Raw genomic sequence first — 23395 nt, forward strand, 5'->3', positions numbered from 1 at the left:
GCCGTGGCGATCAAACAACTGTTAAAACGCACCAGTGGCTGGCTGTACCTCAACTCTCCGGTCGGGCGCAATCAACTGCACGGCGCCGGGGTGATCCTGATGCTGCACCGGGTGCTGTCCAGCGACCAGGCCGCCGATCTGCCCCATCGCAATGAACTGTGTGTCGGGCCAAAGGCGTTTGAACATCTGCTGGTGTGGTTGAAAAAACACTTCGACTGCGTGCCGCTGATGGACATTCTGCAACCGGCTGCGCGCTCGGAGCGGCCGAAAGTGGCGTTGACCTTCGACGACGGCTGGCGCGACAACGCGGTGAACGCGTTCCCGCTGCTGCAAAAACACCAGGTGCCGGCGAGCATCTTTCTGTCCACCGATTTCATTGGCAGTCGCCAGCGCTTCTGGTGGGAAAGCATCGGCGAAACCCTGTGGAACAGTCATGGCGAACAGGCACGCCGGCACCTGATCGAATGCCAACAGCAACTTGGGCGCCCGTTGCCACCACTGTGCGATGACCCGGATCCGCAACGCCGCAGCCTGGCGTTGCTGAACTTTTTGCAGAGCCTGAAAACCCTGTCGCCGCTGGACCTCAATCGCCTGACCGACGCCTGCCCGCAAGAGTCGTTGCCCCAGGCGCTGGACTGGCAGCAAGTGCGCCACCTGGAAGCGTCCGGCCTGGTGCGCTTCGGCCCCCACGGTGCCAGCCACGCCATCCTCACCGGTCTCGACGATCAACGCCTGGATGAAGAACTGAGCCGCAGTCGCGAGGCGCTGCTCCACGGCTGCAACCAGCCGTTGCCGGTTTACTGCTACCCCAATGGCGACAACGATGCGCGGGTGCGCCAACAGGTGGCCAGGCATGACTTCCCGTTTGCCCTGGGCACCGGCACCGGCATTTATCGAGGAACCGAAGATCCACTGGCCCTGCCACGCTTCGGCGTCAGCCAGCGTACCGCGCGCAATCCCGGGTTGCTGTCCTGGCGCATTTACCGTGGGGCACGTCCATGAGCCGCAACAACTACCTCAGGCACCTGGCCCTGAGCATGGGCACCAAACTGGCGATGATCGCCCTGCGTTTGCTGCGCAACGTGTTGCTGGCGCGGATTCTCGGCCCCAGCGAACGGGGCTTGTTTGCCTTGCTCAGCGCCCTGCCCGACCTGATCAGCGCTGCCACCAGCGGCGGCTTGAATTCAGCGGTGGGCTACCAGGCGGCCAAGCAACGACCGATGGGCTTGCTGCTCAGTCAGGTGCTGCTGTTCGGTTGTCTGCTGGCGGCGTTGCTGACCTTGCTGGTGGTGGCGCTGACCCGCGAGTTCGGCAGTGAACTGGACATCACCACGCAATTGGGCCTGCTCGCCTGGCTGTTGCTGCTGGCGGTGCCGCTGACCGTGCTCAAAAGCGGTTTGCTGACCCTGCACAACGCCTCGGGCGGCGTGGTCGCCTTCAATGCCTTGCGCCTGATCGAGTCGCTGGCGCCGCTGCTGGTGTTCCTTGCCCTGTTCTGGATGTGGAAAAGCGCGGCCCTGGAAGCGGCGCTGATCAGTTGGCTGACGGGGATCAGCCTGGTGGTGCTGGCCGGTTGGGTGTGGCTCAAGCGCGAGCATCCGCTGAACCTGCAATGGGACCGCGCCAGTCAGAACGAACTGCTGCGTTACAGCGCCCGCAGTCATCCAGACCTGCTGTTCCAGCAAGTGATTCTGCGCTCCGACTACCTGTTCATCGGCGCCCTGCTCGGCACCACGGCGCTGGGTCACTACGCCATGGCCAGCGCGGCCGCCGAGTTGCTGCTGATCGTTCCGGAAGCAGTGACCACACCGCTGATGAAGCGCCTGCTGCAACAGGAAGCAGGCATCGAAAAAGTCACGCCACTGGCCTTGCGCTTGACCGCTACGGTGATGCTCGGCGCTTGCCTGACCATGGCAGTGGTCGGTGAATGGTTGATCGTGACGCTGTTTGGCGAGGCCTATCAGCCTGCATATCCTGCGTTGCTGGCGTTGCTGCCAGGCCTGTTGGGTCTGTGCTACATGAGTATTCTGCGCCTGGACCTGCTGGGCAAAAACCGGCCCGGCACGATTTCGTTGTTGATGGGCCTCAGCGCCCTGCTCAACCTGGCGCTCAATGTGCTGCTGATCCCGACCTACGGCATCGTCGGCGCAGCAGCGGCGTCCTCTATCGCGTACCTGGCCGTGACCCTGGCGCTGCTGGTGGTGTATTGCCGGTTGAGCCACGTGCCGGTCTGGCAAACGCTCATCGTCCTGCCCGGCGACATCGCACCGATGCTGCTGATGCTGCAACGGAAATCGGCATGAAACACCTGTTATTGCTGGTGAGTCTCGGCCTCGGGCTGAGCGCTGAAGCTGCAACCATGCGTTGGGCCGATATCCGCGACGGCAGCCTGTACCTGCAAACGGACCGCCCCGACACCCTGACCGTGCTCTGGACCCCGGTGTGGCAGGCGCAAGCCAACGAAGAACACCTGTACTTGCTCGACGGCCAGGGCAAACTCCAGAGCGAACGACTGATTGCCGCCAATGAGCCCCGCGGTAGCCAACGCTGGGACCTGGCGCCGGGCGCCGCCAGTTATCGACTGGAAATTCCCGGCTACAGCTTCCGCCGTTATACGGTTGAGCACGACGACCACACCGTCGCACTGTTCGCCCCGGCCAAGGTGCATTTCAGCGTCGAGCCCCGGGACGGTGACGAGTTGTATTTCAAGGTCGCGGCCGGTGAGCACGCGGTGCTGGCCGGTAAATTCCACGGCGGCGTCGGCGCGTTGCAGGCGCAGCGCGTGAGTGACGGCCAACAACTTTCGTTGTCTCTAAAGCCTTACCCCGCCTATTGGCAGTTCGACAAAGTCGAGTTGCCCGTTGCCACCACCGATCAAGTATGGCGCCTGCACCTGCGCGGTAGCGGCAAGGTCGCATTCTGGCTCGACGGCACGGCCAACCTGTTCGCCCAAAACCCGCAACAGCTCAAACCCTTGCGCGAAGACGAAGGCCAGACCCGGCTGACGCTGCACAACGACGTGCTCGGCAAGACCCCGAACCTGGGTATCGCCCTGCCCTATGCGCGATTGCCGGATTCCAGTTTCGCCGTGCTCGATGCCCTGCAACCACAGGCCGGAACCTATTACAGCCTGGTCGACATCATGGCGACGCGGCCGCATTACGAAGACGTGTTCCGCCGGCTGTATCAGGATCGCTTGGGCATCACTCAGGACATCACCCTGCTGGCCGGCCGTCAGCGCAAGGCCGACCTGCGCGCCGACACCACAAGCAACGCCGGCCTCGATGCCTGGCTCGCCGCCACACGCGCGCTTGGCGGCAAGGGCACGCACTACATCGGCTTTGCCGACGAACCGAACCTCAACTACCCGGACTACGCCAGCTACAAGCGCCTCTTCAACAGCATGGCCTGGCAAGTGCGCAGCAACCCGGACAACGCCAAAGCCGGCGTACGCATCGCCATGCCGGCCAGCTCCCGGTTCGTCAATGGCCCGTTCATCGACCATGCCGCCGACAAGCGCGGCATCGACTGGGCCCGACGCTTGCTGGCCGAGTCCGGCGACAAGATCGATGCGCTGGCCTGGCACGAATGGATGGTCCGCGACCTGCTGGCGACCCGTGTCTACCGCGATAGCGTACGCAAAGCGGCAGAACTGGTGGGGCTCGACGCCCAGGGACGACCGCGCAAAGCCTTGTTGCTGGACCAGACCAACATGTCCAGCGGGGCCAGCCTCAGCCCCTACGATCAGGAAACCCACTACGCCTCGTTATGGTGGGCCTCGGTCATCATCAATGCTTCCCAGGACGGCTTGCTCGACATGCTCGGCTGGTTCCAGGCCGCCGACGAACCTGAGTATCCCAAGGGCATGTTGCGCGTGCTCGGCGAGGATGAATTCGAGCTCAAGCCCGTAGGCCTGGCGCAGCAATTTATCCGCCAGCATTGGCTACACGATGTCATGCGCCTGGAGAACGACGCCTTCGAGGTTGACGTGCTGGCCATGTCTGCCGGGCACCAACGCAGCCTGCTGGGCGTCAACAAAGGCTCACGCTTGCAGCGTGTGAGCCTGGCTGGCGCGCAATGTCCATTGCCCCAGGGATCATTGCGCTATTTCGGCGCCGACAACCGCAGTCGCGACGCATCTTTCAAATGCCTGGAGGGTCGCATCAGCTTCGATTTACCGGGAGAAACCCTGTTTGCCCTCAGCTGGAGCGCCTCATGAACGTCATTTATTTTTGCCCGTGGACGATCCGCCGCGCATTGACTCACTCCACTCACGGCCAACACCGTCAGGAGTCAAAAACATGAATGTTCTGAAAAAACTCAGCGATCACATCAAGCAAAAAGGCCTGCGCGCCACCGTCGGCAAGTTGTGGAAACACTACGTATTTTTCCACGAAGAACTGTTGTGGATGGAGCGTGATCTGGTGAGCCCGGTACCGCCACACAAGCTGCGGCCCTATACACCGCTGCGACTGGAAACCATCACCCCACAGAACGCCGTGGCGTTCGCCAAACACTTCGGCGATCGCGTGGGCACCATGGCCGAGTTGGCGTCCGAAGGGTACACCGGGCACATGTACCTGGATGAAAACGGCGATACAGTGGCCTTTATCTGGGGCAGCACACGCGATTATTTCGACCGTCATTACTACGGCTGCATGTTCCCGGTGAAGCCAGGTGAGTTCTTCGAGTTCGCTCTCGAACAGATTCCTGCCTACCGGGGCACCACGCTGTCGGTCGATTTCCAGCTGAACCTGTGGAAAGCCATGGCTGATCAGGGCTGCAACAAAGTGGTGGATATCTGCGAGTCCCACAACATTCCCGCGCTCAAGTTGCACATGCGTATGGGGTATCGCGAGCAGGGACGGATCATGAACATTTACCACCTGTTCGGCTGGCGCTTCTTCCGCGAAACCCGCTACAGCGGTTCACGCCTGGATGCCTTGCGCAAACCGGCACCCTCTCCTGTTCCAGCCGAGGCGAGCTGACCCTATGTCTGCACGATTCGAATGGCGCACTTCGCTGTGCACCGACGACTTTCCGATAGCGGCTTACGAAGCGTTGCGCCAGCGCGTAACGGACCACACGCCGTTCAACACCCTGGCCTGGCTATACGCCTCGGAACTGGCACTCAAACCCGGCGAGCAGTTGCACGTGCTGCTTGGCTGGCAGGGTGAAGAACTGGCGCTGTGCCTGCCGCTGGTGGCGTCCGTGGAGCGCTTTGCGCGTTTGCCGTTTCGGGTCCTGCATCATTTGGGCTATCCCCTCGCCGACCGCCTCGCACTGCTGACGAGGCTGGACGACGACAATTTACGCAAGGCGCTGACGCAGATCCGTCAACGCCTGCCCCATGCCGTGCTGCAACTCAACGAGCTGGCCGGTTCCACGGCCCAGGCGCAGACCCTGGCACCGTGGCAGGCACTGAGTTCGACCTCCGAACTACGCCTCAGCTGTCGAGTGCCGGTGCACCTGATCAGCGAGGCCGACCACCAGGAAGTCTCCGGCGACCCGCGCTACAAACTGCGCCGCGCGCGCAAACGCATCGCCGCGTGCGGTGCCCAGGTGCGGCGGATTACCCCCGACTCCCTGACCATGGGGCCGCTGTTGCAGGAAATCAGTGAAGTCGAAGCGGTGAGCTGGAAAGGCGATGAAGGGATCGGGATCTTTGCCGATGCGCGCCGTCGCCAGTGGATGGACCGCGCCTTCACCGCCCTGGCGGCCCGAGGCCTGGTGCGCGTGGTGCTGCTGGAACTGGAGGGGCGCTGCATCAGCTATCGCCTCGGCTTGCTGGAGCAGGGCCGACTGTACGACTACAACCTGGCGTTCCTGCCGCAATATGCCGACCTGGGCAGCGGCCGGGTGCTGCTCGAAGAGTGGATTCGCTGGGGCCTGGAAGACAACTGGCTGTGGATCGATGCGTCGCGGGTCAGCCTGGAAAACTCCAGCCATCAACTGCACGAACGCATGACCGGGCAACTGGAACACTGGCGCTGGAGTTTTTACTCCTGGCGTCCAGGCGGTCTGGTGCTGGGGCTGGCCTTGCGGGTCTGGCAACGCTTCAAACCCCGATTGCAGCAATGGCGCGCCCGACGCGCCGCAGCCGCAGTCGCCAACCCGGCGCCCGTCGCGGCACCTGCTGTCAAAGCGCCTGCGCCTACGGAAAAACTCAAGGAGGGTGAACATGCCTCGGCAAGTGATAGTCAACGCTGACGACTTCGGCCTCAGTGCCTGCGAAAACGCGGTGATCCTGGGCGCGTTCCAGGCCGGGCTCATCAGCTCCGCCACCGCCATGGCCAACATGCCGGCGTTCGAAGCGGCCTGCGTCCTGGCCCGGCATCCGTTGCTCGAAGGCCGCATCGGCCTGCACTTCAACCTGACCTACGGCCGGCCGTTGAGCCAGAGCATTGTGCAGCGACCGACGTTTTGCGACGGTGCCGGCGTGTTCGACCTCAACCTGCCCCGCACCCGCCTCTGGCTCGGGCGCCGGGATCGCCACGCCGTGCTCGAAGAACTCGAAGCCCAGTGGCAGCGCTGCCTGGACAACGGCCTGCGCCCCAGCCACCTGGACTCCCATCAACACGTGCACAACATCTGGCCGATCGGCGAGATCGTCGCGCGCTTCGCCGCCCGCCAGGGGGTGCCGGTGCGTCTGGCGCGCAACCTGGGGCAAAACCTCAGCCTGCCCAAGCGCGTGTTCAAGGACCTGCTCAACCGTCGCCTGAGCAACCTGGCCGGTGCGACCGCCGACTACGTGTGCACCCCGGTGGATCTGCGCAACGCCGAGCCACCACCCGACGGACTGCTGGAAATCGTCGCCCACCCGAACCAGCTCGGCGCCGACTTCGGCGATGCCTACCTGGAGCCGGGAGAGTCCTTGAGTGCTTTGCTGGAGCAGCGTTTGCCGGGTGTGCCGCGGGTGGCCTATACCGCTGCGGGCGATGCTGCGCCTCACCGCGCACAGGGCGTTCTGGAGTAATCCGCAATCGCTGTGGGAGCGGGCTTGCTCCGGGCGGCGTTCCGACGATGGCTTTGTGTCAGGCGCATCTGTTTTGATGGTGTACATATCCGTTTCTTTGGTAACGGCGGCTGATGGTTCCGCCCTTACGGCGGGTTACTTGGAAGAGCGGAACGCCGCCCGGCCCCAAGTAACCAAGGGCTCTTGCCCCTGACGTTCGGCCTCACGAGGGGGCAAGAAGATCAAGATCAAAAGCCAAAGCAAAAGCGAGGCGGCCTACCGGCCGGCCTGATCGCGGGGTTCGTTCGCCTGTGAGCATTGAGTCGGCTGGCAGGCCGTCTTCGCGAGCAAGCCCGCTCCCACAGGTACTCAGTACATTTGCAAGATTTCGGTCGGCTGTCAGGCCGCCTTCGCGAGCAAGTCGGATCGCCGCACCGCCGCTCCCACAGAAAAGCAGAGGCAAAGCGGCGTACACCCACGCTTCTAACCACTCATCAGGCCGAGCGTTAGCTCGCCTGCAGCTCTTGATCTTGATCCACCCGCCCCCTCGGCAGGCTGAGTGGAGGTGTTCATCCGGGGATGGGCGCGCAGCGCCGTTCGACGCAGTCGAACTCATTGCATGTAGGTCGCGCGAAGCCGACCGGAGGGCAATGCCCCCGGATGAATGCCGGAGCGAAGGAACCCCGAGCCTTGGCGAGGGGCCGTACGTAAGGGGCGAGACCTTTTGGTTCCTTTTGGGGCGTTTGCCAAAAGGGACTCGCCGTAAGGGCGAAACCATAAGCCGCCGTTACCAAAAAACCGGATATGTGTCAGTCCGAGCTACACATCCCTCAGCTCTTCACCACCACCCACGTAAAACACAACGGCAACTGCGCCACCTGCTGTTGATAGCGGTCATAGCATTCTTCACGGTTGGAGTGTGGGTACTCCTTGAAGTGACGGATCTGCAACCCTGCCGCAATGGCGGCGCTGAAGAGATCGCCCAGGGTGTGGACGAACCAGTAGGACGCCGCCGACGGCTGTTCGACCTTGCCTTCGTAGACGATCGGTTCGTGCTGCACGAACGGTTCGCGACGGAAGTATGAACTGGCCAGACGATAAGGATCGGTTGCCTCGGGGTCGAACATTTCCAGGAACGGGTGAGTTTCATACACCACCAGCGCCCCACCCGGCTTCAGCGTACGCGCCACATGGCGCAAGAATTCACCGATGTCCGGCATCCAGTTCAAGACGCCGATGGTGATCAACGCCAGGTCAAAGCGCTCCTGCAGTCCAACCGGCAGGTGGTGAATGTCCGCTTCGATGAATTGCGGCGCATGGGGCGAGCGGGACGCCAGTTCCCGTGCCTGACCGAGAAATGCTTCAGACTGGTCGACACCCACCACGCTGCGCGCCCCCAAGGCAAACAGCGACAGACTTTCGCGGCCGTTGTTGCAGCCCAGTTGCACCACGTCCTTGCCGTCGACACCCGTCTGGGTCAGCAAAGCGGTCAGTGTGTCGTCCAGGCAGGAAAAATCCGCGTATTCCACGCCCTTCAACAAGGCTTGCCATTCGCTGGAGTCTTTGTGGTGACGGGCGGAGTCATTCCAGGCCTCGCGGTTACTGGCGATGGCTTGTTCTTTTGTCGGCAGTTCCATTGCACGCTCCAGGGTCCGGGTCGTCGATTTGACCGGCCGGAGTCTAGATCAACCTCATCCTGGCAGGTGTTGCGAACTTGTAATCCGCGCAGCGCCGACGGCTGTCCACGGCGGCAGCTATAGTTAATAACCTTGGGGGGAATATGGTTAAACCGATTTAGCAGGTGTTGCCATGAAAAAGACCGATCTGACGCTGTTGCTCGCCGTCTGCCTGAGCGCGACCGCTGTCGCCCACGCCGACGACTTGCCCACCACCAACTACAGCAGTGAATTCAACTATTACGGCGCCGACCAACCCTTTGCGCACCCCGTACCACCGTCCATGAATATCATCCCGCCGGGTTCGTACATCCCGACCGCGCCCGGGGAATTCACTCCGGTTTCAAGCGAGCACGTGTTTTCCGACTCGCGCCTGCCGACTGTGGCCGACGCCACGGTTCGGGTGTTTATCCGTTCCTACGATCCGGAGCGTGGCGTGTACGTGAACCAGGAGGTCGAGAACCCCGGCTGCATGCAGTCCTGCCTGAGGCAAGGCCCGGTGTTGCAGTGAGCACTAGGGGGCGTTCTCAATTAGTTTCCCCACCGCGTTGTCGCCTTAAAGCTGGCCAGGCAAGGCGTAGGCCGCTGGGAATGGTTGTTCCCTTTCCAAGGCCTGCAACGCAGCATGGCCAGCTTTAAGGCACAACCCGAAGGGCCGGGCCTGCTGTTGTGCAGGGCTGTGTTGCTCGAAGCTGATTTGGAATGACCAAACTGCGCTTCTCGCGCCTTGCCCTGCACAACAGCAGACCCGGCGCGGTAGGGAAACTAATTGAGAACGCCCCCTACCACTGGCGTTTGTCCGGGCGCGCGAGGCCGAGTTTTTCGATCCGGTAGCGCAACATGTCGCGGCTCAGACCCAGCAGGCGTGCCGATTTGGTGACGTTCCAGTCGGTTTTGTCGAGCATCTTGCGCACCATGTCGCGCTCCACTTCCGGCAGGTTCATGGACTCGCTGCCGTTGTAGGACGGACGCGGCTCACTGGAATGTGGCGGCTCGTGATGAAACATCGGTGGCTCATCCATCAGGCTCAGGCAGACGTTCAACTGATGGACGGCGATGGTGTCGCTTTGCGCCAGCAACACGGTTTGCTCCAGCATGTTGCGCAGTTCGCGCACGTTGCCCGGCCAGCTGTAGCTGAGCAGCAAATCTTCGGCCTGGTCGCTGAAATGCAGGTTCGGCTTGCCGTAGCGTTTGCCATGCAGCCCCAGGAAGTGTCGGGCCAGCAGCAGGATATCGGCGCCACGGGCATACAGGCGCGGCACCTTGATCGAAATGATGCGCAGGCGGAAAAACAGGTCGCGGCGGAATTTGCCTTGCTGGACCATTTGTTCGAGGTTGCAGTTGGTGGCGCTGATCACCCGCAGATTGACCTTGCGCTCCTTCACCGAACCAACCCGGCGAATGGTCCGGTCTTCCAGCAGCTTCAGCAGCTTGGCTTGCAGCAGCAAGTCCATTTCACCGACTTCATCGAGGAACAGCGTGCCGCCATCGGCCGCTTCCACCAGCCCCATGCGACGATCCTTGGCGTCGGTGAAGGCGCCCTTCTCGTGGCCGAACAGTTCCGACTCCACCAGATTGGAGGGGATCGAAGCACAGTTGAATTCAATGAACGGGCCTTTGGCGCGCGGGCCGTCGAAGTGCAAGGCCCGGGCTACCAGTTCCTTGCCGGTGCCCGTCTCGCCTTCCACCAGCACCGGCGGCAGATCGCTGTTGACCATGCGTCGTTCGGCGTCGAGCAATTGGGTGATGGTGCCCTTGAGGTACGCCATCGGTGCCGACTCGCCAATCAGTGCCTGCACCCCCGACTTCTGGGCTTCGCGCTCTTGGTAAAACGACAGCGTGCGCTCCATGCGGTCGGTGGCCAGGGCCTTGTCCAACAACTGCTTGAGCTCTGGCAGGGCCACCGGTTTGGTGACGTAGTGAAAGGCCCCCTCTTTCATCGCCGCCACGGCGTCTTCAACGTTGCCGTAACCGGTCATCATGATCACTTTCAGATCCGGCGCGCTGATGCGCAGCTTCTGGATCAGGTCGTGACCACTCATGCCCGGCAACGAGTTGTCGGTCAGTACCACGTCAGGAGCGAAAGAACCCAATTGCTCCAGTGCATCTTCGGCCGAGTGGCAAACGGTCACCTCGAAGCCCTTGCGCTCCAGGTAAGTCTGAATATTCTCGGCGAGAATTTCGTCATCCTCGACCAGCAGAATGCTGTGCTCCATATGCCCCTCCCGTTGCCACTTTGAAATTGAGACAAACGCGGGTTCCTTCCTGCTCCCGACTGGTCAGTTCGACCGAGCCGTCAAACCGTTCCATAATTCTTTTGACCAGGGCCAGGCCCACGCCCAACCCACCTTGTTTGGTGGTGAAGAACGGCTTGAAGACCATTTGTTGCTGTTGTTTGGACATGCCCTTGCCGGTGTCGGTCAGGGTCATGCGCAAGTCGCCGGGCACCGAGGAATCGATCTCGATCGTCAGCACGCCACCCTTGGGCATGGCTTCCAGTGCATTGGCAAACAGGCTATTGAGTATTTGCGTGAGCAGCACCTGTTGGCTGACGATCGGCGGCACGCTGACAGGAGAGAAACGCACTTCGACGTCCGAACGTTTGATCAGGGACTCGAAGGCACTCAAGGTGTCTTCGAGGGCCAGCACCAGGTCGACCGTTTCACAGTCGTCATTCATCGGCCGCAACGACACCAGCAATTCACGGACCCAGCGCGACATGCGGTCGACCTGACTGATGATGTCGCCAATGTTTTTCTGTGCGGTCTGGCTGGCGATGCCCTGGGCCAGTTCGGCGCTGGAACGGATATTGGCCAGCGGGTTGCGCAAGCTGTGGGCGACCGCCGAAGACATCTCGCCAAGGGCGACAAAGGTCTCGTTGGCGATCAATTGTTTCTGCTGGCTCTGCAACAGCGTCGCCGCGCGTCGCACGATCCAGAACAGCCCCAGGTAAATGGCCGCCCCGCCGATCAGCGTGGCCAGCCAGATCGCCTTGAAGCCACGCTGGATGCGTTCCACCAGATCCAGCGGCTCTTTATAGATTTCCACCATGGCAATCACTTTGCTTCTGTCGGCGTTGAACATCGGAATGTAGTTCTCGACGAACAAATACTCCGGTTCGCGCAGTAAGCGTTGCTCGGGACGCTCCTCATCGATTTCGTGGTAGCTGGTGGACACCGGCGATTTCATTTCGAAGGATTCGTCCAGCTCATCGTCGCCCTCGATGCGCACGCCGATCAACTCGGGGTTGGTCGACCAGACCACAGTGCGGTCCAGGGCGTACACCGTCGCCAGCAGGATGTCCGGCAGATGCTCCACATGGTCGAGAAACTCAACGCGCGCGGCGGCCCGGGATGCCGGGTTGACGTCGGGGTAGGCATCGTCCATGCGCGGGTCGAGCATTTCGCCCATGGTTCGACCCGGGGCAATGCCGGCATGCCGGATTTCAGCCTCGCCAATGGACTGGATGAACTGCGCGGTCAGCATCGAATCGCGCTCGATGCTTTCGTCGACCACAAAGCGCGTGGAGATGTAACCCAGCCCCAGCGCCACCACAGCGATGATCAGAAAGCTCGCCAGGGAAAACCAGCGCAGTAAATTGAACTGCGGCCGCCAACTCTTGCGTTGTGCTGCCGGAGCCTGCGTCGCAGCTACTTTTTGTTGTTCTAGTATCTGCATGGCGGTGTCCTGGATACTTGAAATCGAGCCTGTTCAGCCGTTTTCTGGATCAGTGTAGGTGGCATTGATAGCCATTGACCGGCCAACGTAATTTTTTTGACACTATTGCACCTTGGGCATATCGGGTTGCGCGACCGAATGATGATGCTCAGGCTCCTCATTACCACTGGCCACTGGCACCACCGGCGGATGCTGGCGATCGGTTTCTTCTTGCAGGAAATCGATGATGGACTGGACGGAACGCTCATCCAGCCGCAGGTTAGGCATCGAGATCCTGTTGTAGCGCTCGAACAGTTCCATCGCAATCGGGTCCTTTTCCGCGAGCATGCGGTCAGGTTCGCGGATCCAGCGGTTGAGCCAGGCCGGATCGCGCTGATAGGTCACGCCGATCAGGTCCGGGCCTATGCTGTGCAGGCCGATGCCCTGCCCGTCCAGCGGGCCGAGGCTGTGGCAAGACGCGCAGCGGGTGCGAAACAGCTCTTCGCCATTACTCGGCGGGCGGATTTCCGGTGCGTTGACGTAGCTTTCTTCCACACTGGGCTGTTTCCAGTTGTGCAAGGTATTGGCCAGTTGGTCGGCCAGAATCCACGGGTTTTCGAACGGCGAGGCTTTCATCCAGCGGCCCGTTGCCTGATTGCCGACGATCAGGCTCAGGTTGTGGTCCTTGTTGCGCCCGTTATCGACGCCTTCGATGAACAGCCCCAGTTTTTTGCGCAGGTCGGTGACGTCGGCGAATTCCCCGGTGAGGAATTTCCACCCGGGCCCGACCTGGAAGCGTTGCGCATAAGCCTTGAGCACCTCGGGGGTATCACTCAAGGGGTCGATGCTGATGGAGTAGAAGAAGATGTCCTTGCCGACCCGATCCCCCAGCAGTTTCTGCACCTGGCGCAGGCGCGCGGTTTCCAGGGGGCAGGAGTCGCTGCACGAGGTGAAGATGAAGTTGATCACCACCACTTTGTCTTTGATCAAGTCATCGAAAAAACGCAGCTGCTGTCCGTCCTGGTCGGTCAGCAGGGTGTTGGGGAAATAGTTGCCACCCCACGGGGTGGCGTCTTCAACGACAGCGGGCTCGGAAGTGGCTGCAGGAGCAGGTGCGGGCGTCGACGTCGGCTGGCTGGCGACCAGCAGCTGGCTGGCCAGCAAACCGGTCACCAGCATCAGTACCAGGTGCATGCCCAAGGCTCGTGAACGTGGTGAATGCATCTCTTTTTTTTCCATCACCAGCCGCCTCGATGTCGTGAAGGGGGGTGATGATGGTTTTGCAAGGACCTCGCCAATCATGTGTTTTTTTTTATAAAAAAGTACTAACACTCAACAAAACAATGATTTATCACAATCAATGGGCGATGACCGTGGAAATGACCAGGGATTGAACCCCCGATATTGGGGGTAGTTCATCCCCGTTTTCAGGGGACCAGATTAAACGACAGACGCACAGTGGTGCCCTCGCCTTCACGGCTATCCAGGGTCACCGCACCGCCAAAACGCTCCATGATCCGCTTGACCAGCACCAGCCCGACTCCCAGCCCGCCCTGCTTGGTGGTGAAGAACGGCCGGAAGGCCATGGTGCGCTGTTCCTCGCTCATGCCTTTGCCGGTATCGCTCACCCTCACGCTGACGCGCCGGGCATCGCGCGACTCGATCTGGATGGTCAGCGTACCGCCGCCGTCCATGGCTTCCACCGCATTGGACAGCAGGCTGTTGAGAATCTGGGTCAGTTGCACGTGCTGGCTCAGGACCATGGGCGTCTGGTCCGGCTCGAACACCACGTTGATCCTGGCCTTGCTGATCTGATGCTCGTAAGCCATCAGGCTGTCATGCAGGGCCGCCACCAGGTTCACCGGTTCCGCCTCGTCATTGAGCGGTCGCAGGGACTGGAGCAACTCCCGTACCCATGTCGACATGCGATCGACCTGAGCAATGATGTCGTTGATGTGCCCATGCGCCGGACCGCTGTCGAACTCTATCGCCAGCTCGGCGCTTGAACGGATGTTCGCCAACGGATTGCGCAGACTGTGGGCGACCGCCGAGGACACCTCCCCCAGCGCCACAAAGGTTTCGTTGGTGATCAATTGCTTCTGCTGCGTCGCCAGCAGGATCGCCGCCCGCCGCACGATCCAGTACAGGCCCAGGTAAATCAGACCGCCGCCCAGGGCGGTCGCCAGCCAGATCAGCACCAGGCCGCGCTCCATGCGGTTGATCAGGTCCTGCGGCTCCTTGTAAATCTCGACCATCGCCGTGACGGTGCTGCCATCGGCGTCGAACAGGGGAATGTAGTTTTCGATGAAGGTGTATTTGGGTGGCTCCAGGAACTTCTGCTCCATGCGGGATTTGTCCACATCGTGGTAACTGGTTGACACGGAAATTTTCGAATTGAATGCCCGGTCGAGGTCTTCATCGCCATGGATCGTGGTGCCCATCAAGGCCGGGTTGGTCGACCAGATCACCATGCGGTCGGGGGCATAGATGTTGGCCAGGATCACGTCCGGCAAATTTTCGATATGGTCGAGGAAATCATCACGGGCACTGGCACGGGACAGCGGGTCGACGTCAGGAAAGTCCTTGTCTTTTCGTGGATCGAGCAACTCGCCCATGGTCCGGACTTTTGGAATCGACACATGGCGCACCTCGGTCGAGGCAATCGCCTGGATGAATTGTGAGGTCAATAGCGCATCGCGCTGCACGCTTTCGGTAATCACGAACCGCGAGGACACCGCCCCCAGCGCCACCGCCACCGCGCCGATCACCACCATGCTGATCAGTGAAAACCAGCGCAGCAGATCGAACGGTTCCTTGCGCGTGTTCAAGCGAACTTCGCTTTCGGTCGCAAGTACTTTGGCGATTGTGTTCATGGACACGGTTCCCGGAAACCCCCTATAGGTTTATAGCCCACGCATGGCTGTTTGCCCGGTGTACTACGATCCCCTCCCGCCCCGCGCACCCTATCCACCCCCAAAGTTGGGGAAAGCCGCCCGCGCCCCAGCCTACCGGTCTGTCACCCGCGACTGCGCCATCGCCCTTACTCCGGGCTTCCCACAGGCGTTTTCGCTGATTGGTATGGAAGTTGCCGAACACCTTGCCAACTGCCCCATGCCCAAGGGACAGGTACTTCGATAGAGGGAATACTCATGCACCCTTTACTGTGCAAAACCGCGTCCGCCCTGATTGTGACCGCTCTAGCCCAAGGCATTGCCCAGGCAGCGCTGTTTGCCGCAGACCCCGGCCCCTACCTGCCAGCCAATGGCAATTTCGCCGCCTGGTATCAAGACACCCATGGCCGAACCCTTGACCTGTGTTTATCCAAGGCTGTCAGTTCCAGGGTTGCCAGCGCGCCGGGCGCCCCGACTTACATGTGCTCGTTGATCCCGAACCCCGGTATTTTCGACGACACTCAACCGTTGGTCTTCCCGACCAATTTCCCCGACGAAGCGTTCTGGGCCACGGGCGAAACCACCATCGTCGATGCCGCCCGAGGCATCGACCTGACCTATGTCTCGGCGGTTGAGGCAGCCTTCAGTGGCGGCGATCCGCTGGAGGGCGACCAGATCAGCTTCGCCCGTATCCGTATTCGCATCGACGTGCCCACCGCCGGCACTTATGTCATCACCCACCCCTACGGCGTCGAAGTGTTCAACGTCGACACTCCCGGCCGGCGGGCGATCAACATGACCCGGGACATCGGCATCGGTGCGCCAAAAACCTACGACGGCGCGCTCAAGGGCGACGTCGGGCCGTTCCTGCGCAGCGTCAATGGCCCCTACACCGAGACCAACCCGACCACTGGCCAGGCCGAACAATTCGTTGGCGATCCGAACCTCACCGAAGCCGTCACTGGCAGCCCGTTCAACACCAATTACGTACGCATCGAAGGCCCCAATGGCCTGGACTTGCGCACCAACCTCTTCGCCGTATCCGGCAAGTTGTCGACGGTGGTCCGGCCGACCCCGGTGATCGCCGAGCGCAGCACCTACTCGCGACAGGCCGGCACCAGCGCCCCGGTGGCCCAACAGGACGTGTTCGTGCTGGCCCCGCCACCACCGGCCAGCGTGACCCTGGACAGCAACAACCCGGTGCTGAACTTCACCGAAGCGAACACCACTGGCCACTGGTATGCGCAGTCGCCGAACAATCCGACGCTGCCGAGCACCTTGCTGGTGACCGCCGACAACCACCTGGCCATCGCCAGCAGCACGCCGACCACCTTGCCCATGCCGCTGACCGACCTGGTGACGATCTCACGCGCCGAGTACAGCCTGAGCACCGGGCAAATCACCATCGTGGCCTCGACCAGCGATGAAACATCGCCACCGGTACTCACCGCCACCTCCGGCACCGGTATCGCCATCGGCGCCTTGAGTGGTGACAGCGCGGTGAAAAGCCTGGCCACCGGGATCTCGCCGATTCCGCCAGCCCAGGTTCGTGTGTCGTCGTCCAATGGCGGCAGCGATACCGAAGAAGTGGTCATCGTGCAATGAACGCTCACATGCCCAGATCCTCATCAGGAGGCATCATGAACAAATGGCCACGCCTGGCGCTCAACGCCCTGGGACTGACGCTATCGCTGTCCGGCAGTGCCTTCGCGCAACTCGCCGCCGTCGATCCCGGCCCTTACACCTTTGCCACCGGGAAATTCCCGATCTGGTATCAGGACAACAATCTGTTGTCGATGGAGCTGTGCCAGTCACGCGCCGCCAGCTCGCGGGTCGCCGCCAGTGTGCCACCGGCCTACATGTGCACCCTGCTGCCGACACCTGGCATTTTCGACGACACCCAGCCGATGGTATTCCCGGATAACTGGCCAGACGAAGCCTTCTGGTTCCTTGCCGAGACCAGCATTCCCAACAACACCGCCGGCTATGGCATGGACGCCTATGTCGCCGGGATCGAGGCTGCATTTGCCGGTGGCAACCCGCTCGACGGCGACCAGATCAGCTTCGCGCGGATTCGTATGCGGGTGAACATTCCCACAGCCGGGAGCTACACCATTACCCACCCCTATGGCGTGGAAACGGTCAACGTCACCACCCCCGGCCGTCGAGCAATCAACATCACCCGGGACGTCGGCGTCGGTGCGCCGGGGGTTTTCAGCGGTGCAGTCAATGGTGCGATCGGTCCGTTCCTGCGCAGCGTCAACGGCCCCTACACCGAAGTGAACCCGGACACCGGCGCCGTCGAAACCTTCGTCGGCGACCCGAACCTCACCGAAGCCGTGACCGGCAGCCCCAACAACACCAACTTCGTGCGCATCCAGGGTCCGGCCGGGACTATCCAGACCAACCTCTTCACCCTGTCCGGCAAGGTGCTCGACAACCGCGCGCAAACCGCGGTGGACATGAGCCGTGCCACCTACCGCCGCATAGCCGGCACGGGCGGCAACAACACCCGGGTCGAAGTGTTTGCCAAAGCCGCCATTGGTTCGACCTTGTGCTTTCGCGAAAGCATCGCCCTGGTCCCCGGCCCGCCTGTGTCGCCTTGCCAGACCAACATGGTGGGCGATAACAACGGCGTGTTCTTCGCCCAGCATCTGCTGGCCAACGCAACGGTGCCGCCGGTCGTGGTGGTCACCGCCACCAACCCGGCCGGGACCACCCGCCCGACCGCGGTGTCGAGCAAGCTCTCGGACGTGGTGAAAATCCAGACCGCCCGTTACAGCTGGAGCAACCACAGCCTGCTGATCGAGGCCACGTCCACGGACGAAGTGGTGGTACCGGACATGGTTGCCCAGGGTTACGGGCGGCTGTCGAAAACCGGAATCCTGCAAAGCCTGACGGTGACTGACCTGACCCAACCCCCTGCAACCGTGACGGTCAAATCCGCCGCCGGCGGCAATGACACCGAGCCGGTCGTAGTCGTCGGCACTGCACCGGACACCGGTACGAACCAGGCACCGATCTCCGTCGCCGATACCGGCGGCACCAGCTTCGGCGTGCCGATCACCCTCAACCTGCTGGCCAACGACAGTGACCCGGACGGCAATACGCCGCTGAGCATTACCGCGCTGACCCAACCGGCCACCGACCAGGGCTCCGTGGCATTGAGCGGCACTACGGCGGTGGTCTACACCCCTCCCGCGGTCGTCAACGCGCCGCTGACCACGACCTTCACCTACAAGGCCCAGGACGTCAAAGGCCTGGCCTCGACGACAGCGGCAACCGTGACCATTACCGTGGCGCCTAACCGGCCTCCGGTGTCAGTCGCCGATGCCGTCACGACACTGGGTGTGGCGATTCCAATCAACGTGCTGGCCAACGACAGCGACCCGGAAGGCAATGTGCCACTCGCGGTCGCCAGCTTCACTCAACCGGCAGGTCGCGGCACCGTCAGCAGTAACGGCACGGTGCTCACCTATACCCCACCGGCCACCATCACCACGGCCTTCACCACGACCTTCACCTACATCGCCCGGGACAGCTTCGGCGCTCAGTCGACGTCGCCGGCCACCGTCACGGTGCAGGTCTCGCCACGGCCTGCTGCGGAAACCTTCGCAGTGACCACCGCAACGGTGAGTGCCCGTTCCAATAACCGCTTCACCTGGAACTTTGCCGGCACCTCATCGGTGACCACCGGCAACACCATCACCATCAAGGTCACCACGCCGACCGGGCTGGCCACACTGGGCACCACCACCGTACCGGTGAACGGTCGCTGGCGGTTGACGGTGAACAACACCACCACGGTCGTTCCGTCGGCGAACCCGACCGCCACGATCACCTCGTCCCAAGGCTCCGTGCGGACGGTGCCGGTGATCGCCAACTGAGCCCGCGCCCCATTAGCCACGTTGGTTGATGGGGACAGGCTTGAACCCTATGGAAAACCGTGGCCTCGGATGGGGGGCCTCGGTTTTTTGCCGGGTGCATTGATGGAAGCAATCCAGCGGTGGTCTGGCTACCATCACTGGAGCAGTGCCCAACCAAGCTCAATCCAATGGATTGGGACAACTGCGAGTGAATGGTTGGCTCGTAAGCCGCCATCGCGAGCAGGCTCGCTCCTACAGAAAAGCAGAGGCAAAGCGGCGGACACCCACGCTCCTCACCACTCATCAGGCCGAGCGTTAGCTCGCCTGCAGCTCTTGATCTTGATCCACCCGCCCCCTCGGCAGGCTGAGTGGAGGTGTTCATCCGGGGGGCAGGCGCGCAGCGCCGTTCGACGGAGTCGAACACATCGAGAGGAGGTCGAGCGAAGCCGACCGGAGGCGATGCCCCCGGATGAATGCCGGAGCGAAGGAACCCCGAGCCCAAGCGAGGGGCCGTACGTTCGGGGCGAGCGTTTTTTGCTTCCTTTTTTAGGCGCTTGTAAAAAAGGAAGTCGCCGTAAGGGCGAAACCGCCAGCCGCCGCTACCGAAGAAACGGATATGCACTCAGCCAACAAAGCGTTTTTTAGAGCGGCGTGACGCCTTCGACAATAATCACCTCAGCCAAAGCCACCCCCTCACGGTATCCACGCGCCTCCTGATACAACGCCGAGTGATAACAAGCCACCGCCTGCTCATAGGAATCAAACTCAATCACCACACTACGTTGCGGCGTAGACCGCCCTTCCATCGCCTCGCTACGCCCACCCCGCGCCAGAATCCGACCGCCATACAGAGCAAACGCCTGCGGCGCCCGCTGAGTGTATTGGCTGTATTGACCGGGGTCAGTGACATCCACATGAGCAATCCAGTACGCCTTCATAGTGACCTCCCGGTTTATTTTGTATTATGGTATACCAAATTACCAATCCAACAAATACCGAGACTCCAGCATGGCCTTCAACAGCATCGAAGAAATCATCGAAGATTACCGCCTCGGCAAAATGGTCCTGCTGGTCGACGACGAAGACCGAGAAAACGAAGGCGACCTGTTGCTGGCCGCCGACTGCTGCACACCCGAGGCGATCAGCTTCATGGCCCGTGAAGCCCGTGGCCTGATCTGCCTGACTTTGACCGACGAGCACTGCAAACGCCTGGGCCTGGAGCAAATGGTGCCAAGCAACGGCAGCGTATTCAGCACCGCCTTCACCGTGTCCATCGAGGCCGCCGTCGGTGTCACCACCGGTATCTCCGCAGCAGATCGTGCATGCACCGTGGCCGCTGCCGTCGCCGCCCATGCCGGCCCCGCCGACATCGTGCAACCCGGCCATATCTTCCCGCTGCGCGCCCGGGAGGGCGGCGTGCTGACCCGCGCCGGTCATACCGAAGCCGGCTGCGACCTGGCACGCCTGGCCGGCCATACCCCGGCCTCGGTGATCGTCGAAGTGATGAACGATGACGGCACCATGGCCCGGCGCCCGGACCTGGAAGTGTTCGCGCGCAAGCACGGGATCAGGATCGGCACCATCGCCGACCTGATTCACTATCGCCTGAGCACCGAACACACCATCGTGCGCATCGGTGAACATGACCTGCCGACCGTGCATGGCACCTTTCGTCTGATCACCTTTGAGGATCGCATCGAAGGCGGTGTCCACATGGCCATGGTCATGGGTGATCTGCGCCGCGAGCAACCGACACTGGTGCGCGTGCATGTGATCGATCCGTTGCGCGATCTGGTCGGTGCCGAGTACAGCGGGCCGACCAACTGGACGTTATGGGCCGCCTTGCAGCGTGTCGCCGCCGAAGGCCACGGCGTGGTGGTGGTGCTGGCCAATCACGAATCCTCCCAGGCGTTGCTCGAGCGGGTGCCGCAACTGACCCAGCCGCCCCGGCAGTTCAGCCGTTCGCAGTCACGGATTTATTCGGAAGTGGGCACCGGCGCGCAGATTTTGCAGAACCTGGGTGTCGGCAAGCTGCGCCACCTGGGGCCGCCGCTGAAGTATGCGGGCTTGACCGGGTATGACCTGGAGGTGGTGGAGAGTATTCCATTCCTGTAGGAGCTGGCTTGCCAGCGATGGTCGTCAACGATAACGCGTGTTGCCTGGATCAACGCGGTGCTTTTGGGTCCATCGCTGGCAAGCCAGCTCCTACAAAAGGCTGTTTTGGCTGATAGCCGGTACGGCAAAGTGCTTGCACAAAGTTTGGAATACCATAATATGATATTCCATAGACCGGACAGTCAGCACTGACTCGACGGACCTGATGCTCCCGATAGGCGGGCACTCGAAAGCCCCGCTCATAAACACAACAATGAGGGCGTGAAAATGGTGTTGAACAAACGTGCGACCGCGGTTCTTTTTGCGGGACTGCTGAGCGTGACCAGCCAGGCACTGATGGCAGCTGAAAGCGTCAACTTCGTCAGTTGGGGCGGCAGCACCCAGGATGCGCAGAAGCAGGCCTGGGCCGACCCGTTCAGCAAGGCCAGCGGCATCACCGTGGTGCAGGATGGTCCGACCGACTACGGCAAGCTCAAGGCCATGGTCGAGAGCGGCAACGTGCAGTGGGACGTGGTCGACGTCGAAGCCGACTTCGCCCTGCGCGCCGCCGCCGAAGGCTTGCTCGAACCCCTCGATTTCAAAGTCATTGAACGCGACAAGATCGACCCGCGCTTCGTCAGCGACCACGGCGTCGGCTCGTTCTTCTTCTCCTTCGTCCTCGGCTACAACGAAGGCAAGCTCGGCGCCAACAAGCCTCAAGACTGGTCCGCGCTGTTCGACACCAAGACCTACCCCGGCAAACGCGCCCTCTACAAATGGCCAAGCCCTGGCGTGCTGGAACTGGCGCTGCTGGCCGACGGTGTAGCGGCGGACAAGCTCTACCCGCTGGACCTGGACCGCGCGTTCAAAAAGCTCGACACCATCAAGAAAGACATCGTCTGGTGGGGCGGCGGCGCGCAGTCGCAGCAGCTGCTGGCCTCCGGTGAAGCGAGCATGGGCCAGTTCTGGAACGGCCGGATTCATGCCCTGCAAGAAGACGGCGCCCCGGTCGGCGTAAGCTGGAAGCAGAACCTGGTCATGGCCGACATCCTGGTCATTCCCAAGGGTTCGAAAAACAAGGACGCAGCGATGAAGTTCCTGGCCAATGCCAGCAGCGCCAAGGGCCAGGCGGACTTCTCCAACCTGACCGCCTACGCCCCGGTCAACGTCGACAGCGTGGCACGCCTGGACTCGACGCTGGCGCCGAACCTGCCGACCGCTTACGCAAAGGATCAGATCACTCTTGATTTCGCGTACTGGGCCAAGAACGGTCCGGCCATCGCGACACGGTGGAACGAATGGCTGGTCAAATGAAAATGACGGCAACCGCGTCTCGTCCATCCACTGCCACCGGGAGCGCCACTGGCGCTGCCGGTTCGGCGCCCGCCAAGGCAGCTGTGATGACGCAATCTCCTTCCCTGGCGCAGCGCTGGCGTGGCGCGAGCAACCTGGTGCCCGCCCTGCTGTTTCTTGGCCTGTTCTTTCTGGCGCCATTGATTGGCCTGCTGCTGCGCGGCGTGCTGGAACCGGTGCCGGGCCTGGGCAACTACGAACAGCTGTTCGCCAACTCGGCCTATGCCCGGGTGTTGCTCAACACCTTCTCGGTGGCTGGCCTGGTGACCCTGTTCAGCCTGTTGCTGGGCTTCCCGCTGGCCTGGGCGATCACCCTGGTGCCCCGTGGCTGGGGTCGCTGGATCCTGAACATCGTGCTGCTGTCGATGTGGACCAGCCTGCTCGCCCGCACTTATTCCTGGCTGGTGCTGCTGCAAGCCTCCGGGGTGATCAACAAGGCGTTGATGGCCATGGGCATCATCGATCAACCGCTGGAGATGGTGCACAACCTCACCGGCGTGGTGATCGGCATGAGCTACATCATGATCCCGTTCATCGTGCTGCCGTTGCAGGCGACCATGCAGGCCATCGACCCGATGATTTTGCAGGCCGGTTCGATCTGCGGCGCCAGCCCCTGGACCAACTTCTTCCGGGTGTTCCTGCCGCTGTGCCGGCCGGGGCTGTTCTCCGGCGGCCTGATGGTGTTCGTGATGTCCCTCGGTTACTACGTGACCCCGGCGTTGCTGGGCGGTGCGCAGAACATGATGCTGCCCGAGTTCATCATTCAGCAGGTGCAGTCGTTCCTCAACTGGGGCCTGGCCAGCGCCGGCGCCGCGTTGCTGATCGTGATCACGCTGGTGTTGTTCTACTTCTACCTGAAGCTCCAGCCGGAATCCCCGGTTGGCGCCAGCAACGCGAGGTAAG

18 protein-coding genes are annotated in these 23395 nt (G+C 61.8%); 12 read left to right on the top strand and 6 right to left on the bottom strand.

Annotated elements, in window-relative coordinates:
- Positions 1–3: 3 nt before the first annotated feature.
- The 6 genes from AC3IT6_RS17495 to AC3IT6_RS17520 all read left to right on the top strand — a co-directional run bounded on the left by AC3IT6_RS17495 (position 4) and on the right by AC3IT6_RS17520 (position 6976).
- Positions 4–1002 carry a polysaccharide deacetylase family protein gene (locus tag AC3IT6_RS17495; protein WP_489351504.1) on the top strand — a complete coding sequence of 333 codons (999 nt, stop codon included), beginning with the start codon at positions 4–6 and terminating at the stop codon, positions 1000–1002.
- The gene (locus AC3IT6_RS17500) at positions 999–2303 is read left to right on the top strand and encodes a lipopolysaccharide biosynthesis protein (protein WP_489351506.1); all 1305 of its coding nucleotides are present in this window, start codon (positions 999–1001) and stop codon (positions 2301–2303) included. The genes AC3IT6_RS17495 and AC3IT6_RS17500 overlap by 4 nt, the downstream gene beginning before the upstream one ends.
- Positions 2300–4219 carry a hypothetical protein gene (locus tag AC3IT6_RS17505; protein ID WP_489351508.1) on the top strand — a complete coding sequence of 640 codons (1920 nt, stop codon included), beginning with the start codon at positions 2300–2302 and terminating at the stop codon, positions 4217–4219. The genes AC3IT6_RS17500 and AC3IT6_RS17505 overlap by 4 nt, the downstream gene beginning before the upstream one ends.
- An 82-nt stretch (positions 4220–4301) precedes the next feature.
- A complete protein-coding gene (locus AC3IT6_RS17510) occupies positions 4302–4988 on the top strand; it encodes an N-acetyltransferase (RefSeq protein ID WP_489351510.1) in 687 nt (228 codons plus the stop codon).
- A gap of 4 nt (positions 4989–4992) precedes the next feature.
- A complete protein-coding gene (locus tag AC3IT6_RS17515; protein ID WP_489351512.1) occupies positions 4993–6210 on the top strand; it encodes a GNAT family N-acetyltransferase in 1218 nt (405 codons plus the stop codon).
- On the top strand, positions 6182–6976 hold the full coding sequence (locus tag AC3IT6_RS17520) for a ChbG/HpnK family deacetylase (protein WP_150752979.1): 795 nt from the start codon (positions 6182–6184) through the stop codon (positions 6974–6976). The genes AC3IT6_RS17515 and AC3IT6_RS17520 overlap by 29 nt, the downstream gene beginning before the upstream one ends.
- Positions 6977–7785: 809 nt before the next feature.
- Here AC3IT6_RS17520 and AC3IT6_RS17525 read toward each other — a convergent pair.
- On the bottom strand, positions 7786–8592 hold the full coding sequence (locus tag AC3IT6_RS17525; RefSeq protein ID WP_489351514.1) for a class I SAM-dependent methyltransferase: 807 nt from the start codon (positions 8590–8592) through the stop codon (positions 7786–7788).
- Between the two features lie 172 nt (positions 8593–8764).
- Between AC3IT6_RS17525 and AC3IT6_RS17530 the strand changes: the two genes are divergently transcribed.
- Positions 8765–9142 (top strand): hypothetical protein, encoded by a 378-nt coding sequence (locus AC3IT6_RS17530; RefSeq protein ID WP_489351516.1) that lies wholly within the window; start codon positions 8765–8767, stop codon positions 9140–9142.
- A 271-nt stretch (positions 9143–9413) separates the two neighbouring features.
- On the opposite strand, the gene AC3IT6_RS17535 is transcribed toward AC3IT6_RS17530, so the two are convergent.
- From AC3IT6_RS17535 to AC3IT6_RS17550, 4 genes are all read right to left on the bottom strand, one after another.
- Entirely contained in the window at positions 9414–10847 is a 1434-nt protein-coding gene (locus tag AC3IT6_RS17535) for a sigma-54-dependent transcriptional regulator (RefSeq protein ID WP_489351518.1), read from the bottom strand.
- Positions 10816–12309, bottom strand: coding sequence for a sensor histidine kinase (locus AC3IT6_RS17540; protein WP_489351520.1), 1494 nt, complete (start codon positions 12307–12309; stop codon positions 10816–10818). The genes AC3IT6_RS17535 and AC3IT6_RS17540 overlap by 32 nt, the downstream gene beginning before the upstream one ends.
- Positions 12310–12411: 102 nt before the next feature.
- On the bottom strand, positions 12412–13527 hold the full coding sequence (locus AC3IT6_RS17545; RefSeq protein ID WP_223448006.1) for an SCO family protein: 1116 nt from the start codon (positions 13525–13527) through the stop codon (positions 12412–12414).
- Between the two features lie 188 nt (positions 13528–13715).
- On the bottom strand, positions 13716–15161 hold the full coding sequence (locus AC3IT6_RS17550) for a sensor histidine kinase (protein WP_489351523.1): 1446 nt from the start codon (positions 15159–15161) through the stop codon (positions 13716–13718).
- Between the two features lie 276 nt (positions 15162–15437).
- On the opposite strand from AC3IT6_RS17550, the gene AC3IT6_RS17555 reads away from it, so the two are divergent.
- Entirely contained in the window at positions 15438–16784 is a 1347-nt protein-coding gene (locus AC3IT6_RS17555) for a hypothetical protein (RefSeq protein ID WP_489351525.1), read from the top strand.
- 35 nt (positions 16785–16819) lie between these two features.
- Positions 16820–19066, top strand: a complete 2247-nt coding sequence (locus AC3IT6_RS17560) for an Ig-like domain-containing protein (RefSeq protein WP_489351527.1) — start codon at positions 16820–16822, stop codon at positions 19064–19066.
- A gap of 620 nt (positions 19067–19686) precedes the next feature.
- Here the strand turns inward: AC3IT6_RS17560 and AC3IT6_RS17565 are convergent.
- A complete protein-coding gene (locus tag AC3IT6_RS17565) occupies positions 19687–19983 on the bottom strand; it encodes a DUF1330 domain-containing protein (protein WP_489351529.1) in 297 nt (98 codons plus the stop codon).
- A 70-nt stretch (positions 19984–20053) separates the two neighbouring features.
- On the opposite strand from AC3IT6_RS17565, the gene ribBA reads away from it, so the two are divergent.
- From ribBA to AC3IT6_RS17580, 3 genes are all read left to right on the top strand, one after another.
- A complete protein-coding gene (gene ribBA / locus AC3IT6_RS17570; protein ID WP_489351531.1) occupies positions 20054–21160 on the top strand; it encodes a bifunctional 3,4-dihydroxy-2-butanone-4-phosphate synthase/GTP cyclohydrolase II in 1107 nt (368 codons plus the stop codon).
- 267 nt (positions 21161–21427) lie between these two features.
- Positions 21428–22453, top strand: coding sequence for an ABC transporter substrate-binding protein (locus AC3IT6_RS17575; protein ID WP_150754588.1), 1026 nt, complete (start codon positions 21428–21430; stop codon positions 22451–22453).
- Positions 22450–23394, top strand: coding sequence for an ABC transporter permease (locus AC3IT6_RS17580; RefSeq protein WP_056723593.1), 945 nt, complete (start codon positions 22450–22452; stop codon positions 23392–23394). The genes AC3IT6_RS17575 and AC3IT6_RS17580 overlap by 4 nt, the downstream gene beginning before the upstream one ends.
- Position 23395 lies beyond the last annotated feature (1 nt).

The organism is Pseudomonas sp. KH_017 (assembly GCF_057840285.1).

Coding starts and splice junctions, on each gene's coding strand:
- AC3IT6_RS17500 (WP_489351506.1), top strand. CDS start 999: ATGAGCCGCAACAACTACCTCAGGCACCTGGCCCTGAGCATGGGCACC.
- AC3IT6_RS17505 (WP_489351508.1), top strand. CDS start 2,300: ATGAAACACCTGTTATTGCTGGTGAGTCTCGGCCTCGGGCTGAGCGCT.
- AC3IT6_RS17510 (WP_489351510.1), top strand. CDS start 4,302: ATGAATGTTCTGAAAAAACTCAGCGATCACATCAAGCAAAAAGGCCTG.
- AC3IT6_RS17515 (WP_489351512.1), top strand. CDS start 4,993: ATGTCTGCACGATTCGAATGGCGCACTTCGCTGTGCACCGACGACTTT.
- AC3IT6_RS17520 (WP_150752979.1), top strand. CDS start 6,182: ATGCCTCGGCAAGTGATAGTCAACGCTGACGACTTCGGCCTCAGTGCC.
- AC3IT6_RS17525 (WP_489351514.1), bottom strand. CDS start 8,592: ATGGAACTGCCGACAAAAGAACAAGCCATCGCCAGTAACCGCGAGGCC.
- AC3IT6_RS17530 (WP_489351516.1), top strand. CDS start 8,765: ATGAAAAAGACCGATCTGACGCTGTTGCTCGCCGTCTGCCTGAGCGCG.
- AC3IT6_RS17535 (WP_489351518.1), bottom strand. CDS start 10,847: ATGGAGCACAGCATTCTGCTGGTCGAGGATGACGAAATTCTCGCCGAG.
- AC3IT6_RS17540 (WP_489351520.1), bottom strand. CDS start 12,309: ATGCAGATACTAGAACAACAAAAAGTAGCTGCGACGCAGGCTCCGGCA.
- AC3IT6_RS17545 (WP_223448006.1), bottom strand. CDS start 13,527: ATGGAAAAAAAAGAGATGCATTCACCACGTTCACGAGCCTTGGGCATG.
- AC3IT6_RS17550 (WP_489351523.1), bottom strand. CDS start 15,161: ATGAACACAATCGCCAAAGTACTTGCGACCGAAAGCGAAGTTCGCTTG.
- AC3IT6_RS17555 (WP_489351525.1), top strand. CDS start 15,438: ATGCACCCTTTACTGTGCAAAACCGCGTCCGCCCTGATTGTGACCGCT.
- AC3IT6_RS17560 (WP_489351527.1), top strand. CDS start 16,820: ATGAACAAATGGCCACGCCTGGCGCTCAACGCCCTGGGACTGACGCTA.
- AC3IT6_RS17565 (WP_489351529.1), bottom strand. CDS start 19,983: ATGAAGGCGTACTGGATTGCTCATGTGGATGTCACTGACCCCGGTCAA.
- ribBA (WP_489351531.1), top strand. CDS start 20,054: ATGGCCTTCAACAGCATCGAAGAAATCATCGAAGATTACCGCCTCGGC.
- AC3IT6_RS17575 (WP_150754588.1), top strand. CDS start 21,428: ATGGTGTTGAACAAACGTGCGACCGCGGTTCTTTTTGCGGGACTGCTG.
- AC3IT6_RS17580 (WP_056723593.1), top strand. CDS start 22,450: ATGAAAATGACGGCAACCGCGTCTCGTCCATCCACTGCCACCGGGAGC.